We start from the raw sequence: 8,625 nt of genomic DNA on the forward strand, positions 1-8,625 counted from the left end.
AATGAATAAATTTTTAGGAGGATTAGATGATTGCCACTATTTTAGCTGCAGCGCCAGCCGGTGCGGCCATGAGTAGCACACCATTTGTAGCGATTTTCACTGTATTTGTGCTCGCTATTTTTGTCGGATACTACGTGGTTTGGGGCGTTACGCCTGCATTACATACGCCATTGATGGCGGTAACCAATGCCTTATCAAGTATCGTCATCGTGGGTGCGATGCTACAGACCGTCACGATTGATGGTTCAATGTTTACACCGACCAGTTTGCTTGGTGCCTTTGCGGTATTTTTAGCCAGTATCAATATTTTCGGTGGCTTTGCTGTGACTGAGCGTATGCTTGCGATGTTTAAACCGAAAGTAAAAAAAGCACCAGTAGCAACCACTGATGCCGGAGGTGACGCATGAACGATTTCTCAGCAATGATTGCGGCAAATGCAGATTGGTTCTATCTGGTCGGCGCTATCCTCTTTGTTTTAACTTTGCGTGGTTTGTCTAGCCCAAAGACCGCGATTCGTGGTAACCGTTTTGGCATGGCAGCGATGGCGATTGCCGTCGTGACAACCTTCTTTTTAGCAGAAGGCCCTGTGCTTTGGTTGATCATCGGTGCGATGGTGTTAGGTGCCCTTGTTGGTATGTGGAAAGCGAAAACAGTCGCAATGACCCAGATGCCAGAAACGGTTGCTTTAATGCATTCATTCGTCGGTTTAGCAGCGGTTGCAATTGCACTTGCAACGGTATTACACACTGAACAGCAGCATGGTGCCGTTGCTCGCATAGAGCTATTTATCGGTTGCTTCATCGGTGCGATCACGTTCTCAGCCTCGGTTTTTGCCTTTGGTAAATTAGCAGCGAAAAGCTGGGCAAAAACATTGGTTGGTGGCTGGGTAAAACCGGTCCAAGCGCTACTATTCATTGCGATGATTGGGTTCGGTGGGGTGTATTTCGTCACTGACTCATTACCAGCATTTTATGCGATGGCAGTGATTGCGGTTATCTTTGGTTGGATGTGGATTGCGCCAATCGGCGGCGGTGATATGCCAGTAGTTGTATCACTACTGAACTCATTCTCAGGTTGGGCAGCAGCAGGTATTGGTTTTACGCTTGGCAACTCGATGCTGATTATCGCAGGTTCGCTAGTGGGTTCATCAGGTGCGATCTTATCTTACATCATGTGTAAAGCCATGAACCGCTCACTACTTAATGTCTTGTTTGGTGGTATGGGTACGTCAGCTGTTGCCGCAGGCGGCGATGATGGTGCACCGAAGAACTACAAAGCGGGCTCAGCAGAAGACGCAGGATTTCTCATGTCTAATGCTAGTAGCGTGGTCATCGTACCAGGTTATGGTATGGCACAAGGCCGTGCACAGAATGCAGTAAAAGAGCTATATGAGCTATTAAAAGAAGAAGGTGTGAATGTTCGTTTTGCCATTCATCCAGTTGCTGGTCGTATGCCAGGTCATATGAACGTCCTATTGGCTGAAGCTGATGTACCTTATGATGATATTTTAGAAATGGACGAGATTAACTCAGATTTCGCAAGTACAGATGTGGTCTTGGTTATCGGTGCAAATGACGTCGTGAATCCATCTGCGAAAGATGATCCTACTTCTCCAATCTTCGGTATGCCGATTCTAGAAGTCAGCAAAGCCCAGACGGTTATGGTTATCAAGCGTTCAATGAGTACCGGTTATGCAGGTTTGGATAACAGCTTGTTCTACATGGACAAAACGATGATGATCTTTGGCGATGCTAAGAAAATGGTAGAAGAGATGGTACGTACTATCAATGGCGGCGGTCATTAATCTCTAAGCTATGTTTTTAACCATGATTATTTACAGATAAGTTTTAGATAAAGAAAGTCACTGAGGTGGCTTTTTTTGCGTTAAAGTGGGCGACATTTATAAGCCGACTATGGACTGAGGTTATTTCCAATTATGGTCAGTTTTTAATGATCACAATATTAACTGCGCTTTATGTACTCAGTATACGATTTGCGCTTGATTAATCTTTTAGCCCATGTGAGCTGCTTCAACGATAGACAATCACCAATTATAAATACGATGAAATAAGAGAAAGATTTATGAACATGTTACTGCGTTTTTTTATTATGGTTAGCTTACTTAAGCAACAGCTCAAGCATCAATCGACGAGTGAGACTATCAGTCTAGAGACATTGACTGCACCGACCGTCCGTCATTATCGAATTTTGCCCCACGATATGGGATTTCGCGATCATTTACCCAATTATCGTTATTTATCATTTATTGAGCTAAACGTGACACGCTGGGTAAAGGCGTGCTGTCACGAGAAAGGCATTAAGTCGCTCAATTGGGTGATTGCCATGCAGGAGATGATTTATCTGAAGCAAATTAAATTTTTGGATAAAATGACGCTTAGCAGTGCAGTCGCAGGATGGGATCATAAATACGTGTATTTTGAGCATCGGTTTTTTGTCAAAAATCAGCTGATGGGCGTTGGTATGACCAAGTTTGTTTTTACAGATAGTAAAGGTATGCGCACACCAGAAGTATTAGATATGATGGGCGAGCAGTTGACGGATACCATTAACACATGGAATGAGCACCAAGTCGCGGTAAAATCGATTAAATCAGCCTAAGCCACATCGCAAAACAGTATTGAAACCCAGTATTGAAAAACAGCATCGTAAAATAACTTGGCTATAATCATTTGCTGAATTTTGGTAGGATAGAGCCCATCAAGTCGTCAGTATTAGGACGATGGCATTACTTTTAAGACGATGATTCTCAAAACGACTAAAAATAAGGTACCGTTATGACCCCACAAAAATTAAAATGGACAGACAGCTTAGATATCGCGATTGAGCTTTATGAAAAATTTCCAGAAACAGATCCGCAGTACATTCGCTTTACTGATTTGCATCGCTGGGTAACTGAGCTTGAAGGCTTTGATGATGATCCACAAAAATCAAATGAAGGCATCTTAGAAGCCATTCAAATGAATTGGATTGATGAAGCAGATTAATCGATTCGGTCTGCCAGCATTGCTACAAACAGAAAACTAAATAAACAGATAGAAAAGGCCGCATCATGACATCACAAATTAAAGAGCTACCAGAAGCGATAGCTTGTCGTGGTATCAGTGTTCGTACCACTAATAACGCTGAGATAAGCCATGACACTGCCAAGCTTGGTAGATTATGGCAGAAGTTTTATCAAAATCACGCGGGTGAACTCCCTGAAGGTGAAGACATTTATGGTGTCTATCACAACTACGAAAGCGATGATCTGGCAGGGGCGTTTGACGTTGTGGCCAGTTGGAAAGTAGCCAGTGAGCAAGATGCTCAGTCAGAAAGCAACAATGTGGCCAATGCTAGTAATGTAGTGACGGTTGATATTCCTGCAGGAAAGTACTTGGTATTTTCTGAAGAAGGTTACATGCCTAATACTGTGATGAATGCATGGGAAAGTGCTTGGGAATATTTCAATGCGCCCGATTGCGAGCATACCCGTACTTTTAACGTAGACTTTGAGCATTATATCGGTGGTAACTTAGAATACGGTCAAGTTGATGTTTATATTGGGATTGAGTAGAATTTTTATACCAGTGAAATATTGAAACCTTAGTAATATTAAATCTTAGCTATTAATTTGGAGTAATAATGAGCCAATTAGATCCAAACTCTAAGGATAGATTAGTTAGTGTTGCTAAAGCAGTAGCAGGTACAATTCCGTATGTAGGAACTCTAATTTCAGAAATTCTTGATAACGTCGTGCCAAACCTGAGGTTTGAACGTATAGTAGTGTTTCTTCAAGAACTTGACTCTAAAGTATCTCAAGTTGATGAAAAGCTTGAGTGTTTTAAAGTAAACTTAGCTAGTGAAGAAGGGGTAGACTTACTAGAAGAAGGCATGCTACAAGCATCTCGTTCAATAAGTCGTGAACGTAAAGAAAGACTTGCGTCTATACTTGAAAAATCTTTAAGTAGAGAAAATCTAAAGTACGAAGAATCAAGAAAAATACTTAATATTTTTAGAGAACTAACTGATCCTGAAATAATATGGTTGATATATTACTCTCTTGAACCAAGATTGGGTAAAGGTCCACACTCTGATTGGGTTGAAAAGCATCCAGATGTTCTGAAGCCAATATCTAAAACTATTACTGGATTGAACGAAGAGTTAGAGAATGAGCAACTAGAAAAAGCTGCTTTACAAGATAGTTATAAAGAGACATTATTACGCTTTGGACTAGTTGAAACTAGCAAACGCACTACTCATATGACAACTCTAGGTAAAATGGTTGTAGAGTATATTAAAGGTTAGAGCTATCTTTTATTATATTTATTAATAATAAAAAAGCGCCATTCATATAGAGTGGCGCTTTTTTAATGTGTAGAGATTGAGCTTATTTCAGTAGTAAGTTTTTCAAAATTCCTTCATAAATCTGTGCCAGTTTGCCTAAGTCATCGACTTCTACTTTTTCATCCACTTGGTGAATCGTTGCATTACGCACACCCAGTTCGACCACTTGGGCACCAGTTGGGGCGATAAAGCGTCCATCGGAGGTACCACCAGAAGTCGATAGGGTGGTATCGACATCGGTCACTTTTTTGATGGCATTTTGACAGGCCGAAACCAGTTTTCCTTCAGGGGTCAAAAACGGCTGACCAGATAACTTCCAATGAATATCGTAGCTCGCTTTACTGTTGGCAAAGTGCTTATCAAAGATAGCATGCGTTTTTGCCTTTAGTTCATCTTCAGTCGTTTCAGTTGAGAAACGGAAGTTAAAAACCACGTTTAGCGTTTCAGGAATGACATTGGTTGCGCCAGTGCCGCCATTGATGTTTGATATTTGCAATGACGTGGCTGGGAAGTAGTCATTGCCGTTGTCCCATGCGGTAGACGTCAGTTCAGCAAGGGCGGACATCGCTGCATGAATCGGATTAGATGCTAGATGTGGATAGGCGACATGGCCTTGTTTACCTGTAACGGTAAGCTCTGCGCCTAGCGAGCCACGACGACCATTTTTGATGATATCGCCTAACGTATCGGTACTTGATGGCTCACCAACGAGACAATAAGTGATTTTTTCTTGACGTGCCTCTAAAGTCTCGATCACTTTGACCGTACCATTAATTGACGGGCCTTCTTCATCTGAAGTGATTAAAAAAGCAATTGAGCCATTGTGCTCAGGGTGATTGGCGACGAAACGTTCGGCTGCAACAGTAAAAGCTGCAATACCCGTTTTCATATCGGCGGCACCGCGTGCCCATAAATACCCATCAGCGATAGTTGGAGTAAACGGAGGGTAGGTCCAGTTTTTCTCATCACCTGTTGGTACGACATCAGTATGACCAGCAAAGCAAATCACTGGATCGCTAGTACCGCGGCGTGCCCACAAGTTTTTGACTTCGGCATGTTCACCGCTTTGTTTTCTATCACCAAAATACATAAATTCGCAATCAAAGCCTGCTTGTTCTAACCGTGCTGACAACATATCTTGGCAACCATCGTCATCGGGCGTCACTGAAGGGCGCTCTAACAGTGCAATACTTAAATCTAAGGTTTCTTGCTGATGAGTTGTGTGTTGAGATGCGCTTGATTGGTTATGAGAGTCAGACATGGATAAGCCTTTTGTATAATAAATTAAAATGGTAAATATAAATAAAGAGTAGAGGATAAATGCTAAATGGCTACTTCGACAAAGGGTACAAGACCGTCACGGCGCATCCAAGTAGCGATAGAGTAGCGTTGGCGATGCGCAGTTTGTACTTGATGACGTAAATCGCTATCAAAAATGATTAGTCTATTGGCAACTGGCATCACTTCATGGTGCGTGCCATGCTTATCAACGACTTCTAGTGCGCCGCCGTCAGTTGTTTCCCAATCATCATTGAGATAAAACACTGCTGAGATAACCCGTTCATCACGTCCAGCAGGGTTGTCACTGTGCCATTGATAGCCAAAGCCAGTCGGATAACACGCATAATGCGCTTCACTATGGCGAATACCAGCAAACAAACTACGATTGAATAGCAAGGCCAAAGCATTGATGCTTTGTAGATAGTAATAACCTGCAAAAAAGTCTTCGGTAATCCAGCGTATTCTATCACCGCGAATATCACTGATGCGAACACCAGCGGTCAGCTCTGCATCACGATAGTCAATAAAACCGCTTTCTGCTTGTAGTGCTAATAAAGCAGTACTATTGAATACATCATCAATGATTAGCCAGCCGTCATTAACAAAGGTATCGAGCTGTTTATCCGTCAGCTTATCTTCCCAGTCCACCGTAAAGTCAGACATTTGCAATACGTGCTGAGTAGGAATTTCTTGGCTATCACTATGAGTATCTGGCAGCAGTAATGGTGGATTATCCTGACCTATCGGATGATCAACGACCAACGCTGTCTTGTTAAGGTTGCTAATAATCTGCGTCATTTCATCTCATTATTATCAATCAGCTGTCAATATACCGTCATTCAATGCGTTTTTATTGAAAGCACTTACTAAAACCACATTATCTTTTACTCTGCCTATGCTACCATAGATGCAATTTTTCTTATTTAAACTTTTGAGATTATGAACTATAAACACGCCTACCACGCTGGTAACTTTGCTGATGTGGTTAAACACATTTTATTGGTACAACTGCTTAATCAACTGGGGCAGAAAAACAAACCGTTTTATGTGCTTGACGCTTATGGCGGTCGTGGACTGTATTCACTAAGCAGTGAAGAAGCGCGCAAAACAGGTGAGGCCAAAGGCGGTATTCAAGCTTTTCTAAAAGCAGATACCGAAAAGGCCCCAGCTGCTGTCAAAGATTATATGGAAGGCATCAAGCAAGCCAAATTCACTTACGACAATAAAGTCTATCCTGGTTCGCCATGGTGGGTGGCCCATCACGTCGAAAAAACCGCAGCTAAAAATCCTGATGCTGGCGTGCGTGCTGAGGCTTTTGAAGCCAAAGCGACTGAATACGATGCGTTAAACTATCAGCTACATAAGTTGCCAATTGGTATCCAGCATCGTGATGCTTTTGAAGGTATCACCGCTGTTATTCCACCAAAAGAAAAGCGCGGTTTGATTTTCCTTGATCCCCCTTATGAGCAAGAGCACAAAGATTTTACGCGCCTGATCGATTTATTAGTCGCAGCTTATAACAAATGGCCACAAGGAACTTATGCGCTTTGGTTCCCAATCAAAAACATCGAAGCCGTAGAGCTCTTCTACAAAAAGCTCAAACGTACTGAAATGAGACGTCAGTTGGTTTGTGAGCTAAACATTTATCCTAATGATGTTGCAGTTGGCCTGAACGGTACAGGTCTACTGGTTATCAATCCGCCATGGCAGTTTGATAACCATGCACGTGAGATATTACGTTTCTTACAGCCAGTACTAAAAGTAGAAGACGCGCCAAACTTGACGCCTGATAGTGCGACCAATGTGCGCTGGCTCGTCGGCGAATAGCAATAACGGCCAATAAGGATATTAAGATGACGACTCAGCCACCTATCGGCCAGCCGAATAATGCACCTGTGAACAATTCGTCCTTAAATGACGGCTCGTTGCAAGATAATGCAGCGACTCAGCCACCGTTTATTGATGAGCACGAATTTAATATTCGCCTAGCGGATAACGACAGCTATGATGGTTTGACATTTGAGGTAATTGAAGCTGAAGTAGCCGAAGGTAAGCGAGTAGTTAGTCGCGGTGTTTATTTGGCACCCAATCTGATCACAACCTTGTCGCTACTGTCAGGCTTTTACTCTATTTTGGCGAGTACGCAAGGCGAGTTCTATAAGGCAGCTTTGGCTATCTTTTTATCCGCTATTCTTGATGGCGCAGATGGACGTGTCGCACGTATGCTTAATGCGCAAAGTCCATTTGGTGAGCAATATGACTCTTTAGCAGATATGCTAGCGTTTGGTGTTGCCCCTGCTATTTTGATTTATAGCTTTGCTTTAGAGCCTTTGGGTCGTATCGGCATTGGCTGTGCGTTTGTCTTTACCGCTTGTGCTGCTTTTCGCCTTGCACGTTTTAACGTTCAGGTTGGTATTGTAGATAAAAAGTACTTTGTTGGTTTGGCCAGTCCACTGGCTGCTATATTGGTGACGTCCGCTGTGATGGTTGCAGTCGATCATAACGAGTGGATTGGTAAATACGATACAGCCGTCATGCTATTGTTTGCAGCTTGGGTCGTGACTTGCGGTCTACTGATGGTCAGCAATGTCAAATACTATAGCTTTAAAGAATTTGATAAAAAGAAAGTGCCTTTTGTAGTGCTTATCATTGGGGTGCTAGTCATGAGCATCGTGCTCTATGATATTCCTGTTGGTATCTTAGCGATCGGTATTATTTATGCGTTATCAGGTATCGTGACTACGATTAAAACGAAAGTGAAAAGCTAGATACTGTATTTAGATTTTATATAAGGGAACTTACCGTCAGGTAAGTTCCTTTTTTTACGCACTCTATATACTGCTGAAGTACACCAGCCCATATAAAAAAGCTAAATCTATAGATATAAAAGACAGTATTTAAAGTTTGATAGCGATAACAATAGGTTAGGTAAATAGAGTATCGCTGATAGAAAATAACTGAGATTATTTATAGAGTTTCCTTGTTTTCTATCTAAAACTC

Annotated in this window: 10 protein-coding genes; 8 read left to right on the plus strand and 2 right to left on the minus strand. The window is 42.2% G+C overall.

The genetic code is table 11. The features are described 5' to 3' along the window. Nucleotides 1–68 precede the first annotated feature (68 nt). The 6 genes from CXF69_RS06810 to CXF69_RS06835 all read left to right on the plus strand — a co-directional run bounded on the left by CXF69_RS06810 (nt 69) and on the right by CXF69_RS06835 (nt 4,305). Nucleotides 69–407: a proton-translocating transhydrogenase family protein gene (locus CXF69_RS06810; protein WP_197707696.1), complete on the plus strand. Its 339-nt coding sequence runs from the start codon at nt 69–71 to the stop codon at nt 405–407. Then, a complete protein-coding gene (locus tag CXF69_RS06815; RefSeq protein WP_101204835.1) occupies nt 404–1,804 on the plus strand; it encodes an NAD(P)(+) transhydrogenase (Re/Si-specific) subunit beta in 1,401 nt (466 codons plus the stop codon). Before CXF69_RS06810 ends, CXF69_RS06815 begins: the two co-directional genes overlap by 4 nt. Nucleotides 1,805–2,082: 278 nt before the next feature. Beyond that, entirely contained in the window at nt 2,083–2,619 is a 537-nt protein-coding gene (locus CXF69_RS06820; RefSeq protein WP_101204834.1) for an acyl-CoA thioesterase, read from the plus strand. 176 nt (nt 2,620–2,795) lie between these two features. Next, nucleotides 2,796–3,005, plus strand: coding sequence for a Fe-S cluster assembly protein IscX (gene iscX / locus CXF69_RS06825; RefSeq protein WP_021812734.1), 210 nt, complete (start codon nt 2,796–2,798; stop codon nt 3,003–3,005). A 65-nt stretch (nt 3,006–3,070) separates the two neighbouring features. Next, a complete protein-coding gene (locus CXF69_RS06830; RefSeq protein WP_101204833.1) occupies nt 3,071–3,574 on the plus strand; it encodes a GyrI-like domain-containing protein in 504 nt (167 codons plus the stop codon). A gap of 68 nt (nt 3,575–3,642) precedes the next feature. Then, nucleotides 3,643–4,305 (plus strand): hypothetical protein, encoded by a 663-nt coding sequence (locus CXF69_RS06835; RefSeq protein ID WP_101204832.1) that lies wholly within the window; start codon nt 3,643–3,645, stop codon nt 4,303–4,305. An 82-nt stretch (nt 4,306–4,387) separates the two neighbouring features. Here the strand turns inward: CXF69_RS06835 and dapE are convergent, their stop codons facing one another. Together dapE and CXF69_RS06845 are read right to left on the minus strand one after the other, a co-directional pair. After that, nucleotides 4,388–5,605, minus strand: coding sequence for a succinyl-diaminopimelate desuccinylase (gene dapE / locus CXF69_RS06840; RefSeq protein WP_101204831.1), 1,218 nt, complete (start codon nt 5,603–5,605; stop codon nt 4,388–4,390). A gap of 62 nt (nt 5,606–5,667) precedes the next feature. Then, complete coding sequence (locus CXF69_RS06845) at nt 5,668–6,423, minus strand: 2OG-Fe(II) oxygenase (RefSeq protein ID WP_101204830.1); 756 nt, start codon at nt 6,421–6,423, stop codon at nt 5,668–5,670. Between the two features lie 141 nt (nt 6,424–6,564). On the opposite strand from CXF69_RS06845, the gene CXF69_RS06850 reads away from it, so the two are divergent. Together CXF69_RS06850 and pssA are read left to right on the plus strand one after the other, a co-directional pair. Further along, nucleotides 6,565–7,452, plus strand: a complete 888-nt coding sequence (locus CXF69_RS06850) for a 23S rRNA (adenine(2030)-N(6))-methyltransferase RlmJ (protein WP_101204829.1) — start codon at nt 6,565–6,567, stop codon at nt 7,450–7,452. Nucleotides 7,453–7,478: 26 nt separating this feature from the next. Next, nucleotides 7,479–8,393, plus strand: coding sequence for a CDP-diacylglycerol--serine O-phosphatidyltransferase (gene pssA / locus CXF69_RS06855; RefSeq protein ID WP_227543695.1), 915 nt, complete (start codon nt 7,479–7,481; stop codon nt 8,391–8,393). Nucleotides 8,394–8,625 lie beyond the last annotated feature (232 nt).

The organism is Psychrobacter sp. Choline-02u-9 (assembly GCF_002836505.1).
Lineage (GTDB): Bacteria > Pseudomonadota > Gammaproteobacteria > Pseudomonadales > Moraxellaceae > Psychrobacter.

What these genes read in the sequence shown, in the direction of transcription:
- CXF69_RS06815 (WP_101204835.1), top strand. Translation starts at nt 404, where the DNA reads ATGAACGATTTCTCAGCAATGATTGCGGCAAATGCAGATTGGTTCTAT.
- pssA (WP_227543695.1), top strand. Translation starts at nt 7,479, where the DNA reads ATGACGACTCAGCCACCTATCGGCCAGCCGAATAATGCACCTGTGAAC.
- CXF69_RS06835 (WP_101204832.1), top strand. Translation starts at nt 3,643, where the DNA reads ATGAGCCAATTAGATCCAAACTCTAAGGATAGATTAGTTAGTGTTGCT.
- CXF69_RS06810 (WP_197707696.1), top strand. Translation starts at nt 69, where the DNA reads ATGAGTAGCACACCATTTGTAGCGATTTTCACTGTATTTGTGCTCGCT.
- CXF69_RS06820 (WP_101204834.1), top strand. Translation starts at nt 2,083, where the DNA reads ATGAACATGTTACTGCGTTTTTTTATTATGGTTAGCTTACTTAAGCAA.
- dapE (WP_101204831.1), bottom strand. Translation starts at nt 5,605, where the DNA reads ATGTCTGACTCTCATAACCAATCAAGCGCATCTCAACACACAACTCAT.
- iscX (WP_021812734.1), top strand. Translation starts at nt 2,796, where the DNA reads ATGACCCCACAAAAATTAAAATGGACAGACAGCTTAGATATCGCGATT.
- CXF69_RS06830 (WP_101204833.1), top strand. Translation starts at nt 3,071, where the DNA reads ATGACATCACAAATTAAAGAGCTACCAGAAGCGATAGCTTGTCGTGGT.
- CXF69_RS06845 (WP_101204830.1), bottom strand. Translation starts at nt 6,423, where the DNA reads ATGACGCAGATTATTAGCAACCTTAACAAGACAGCGTTGGTCGTTGAT.
- CXF69_RS06850 (WP_101204829.1), top strand. Translation starts at nt 6,565, where the DNA reads ATGAACTATAAACACGCCTACCACGCTGGTAACTTTGCTGATGTGGTT.